The organism is Streptococcus mitis, from assembly GCF_003942995.1.
Lineage (GTDB): Bacteria > Bacillota > Bacilli > Lactobacillales > Streptococcaceae > Streptococcus > Streptococcus mitis_CV.
Window position 1 is genome coordinate 1 of record NZ_RJOH01000052.1, and the last position, 556, is coordinate 556.

A 556-nucleotide genomic window follows, 5' to 3' on the forward strand; every position below is an offset into this window, starting at 1 on the left:
GGATTAACTGTAGAAGAAGCAGAGAAATTAATCGATAAAGCAAATGAGAAAGCTGCAGGGATTAACTGTAGAAGAAGCAGAGAAATTAATCGATAAAGCAAATGAGAAAGCTGCAGAAGAAGATAAAGAAGCGGCAGCAAAAGAAAAAGCAGCACAAGACGAGTTCTTAGCAAATTATGATAAAGCATTAGAAGAGGCTGTCAAAGAATTAGAAAAAGCTGAAACGAATAGTCCAGAAGAAGCAAAAGCAAAAGCTGACACAATTGCGGCGTTAAAAGCAGCATCAGACGCAACAAGAAAACAAATCGTAGAAGGTTTCGAAAAAGGATTAACTGTAGAAGAAGCAGAGAAATTAATCGATAAAGCAAATGAGAAAGCTGCAGAAGAAGATAAAGAAGCGGCAGCAAAAGCAAAAGCAGCACAAGACGAGTTCTTAGCAAATTATGATAAAGCATTAGAAGAGGCTGTCAAAGAATTAGAAAAAGCTGAAACGAATAGTCCAGAAGAAGCAAAAGCAAAAGCTGACACAATTGCAGCGTTAAAAGCAGCATCAGAC

General features: G+C 37.6%; 1 protein-coding gene. It reads left to right on the plus strand.

Annotated features, from left to right (window positions below; all coding sequences use genetic code 11):
* Positions 1 to 43: 43 nt before the first annotated feature.
* Positions 44 to 556 (plus strand): hypothetical protein (locus D8836_RS11115; RefSeq protein WP_221763034.1); only part of this gene is annotated, 513 nt, incomplete at its 3' end.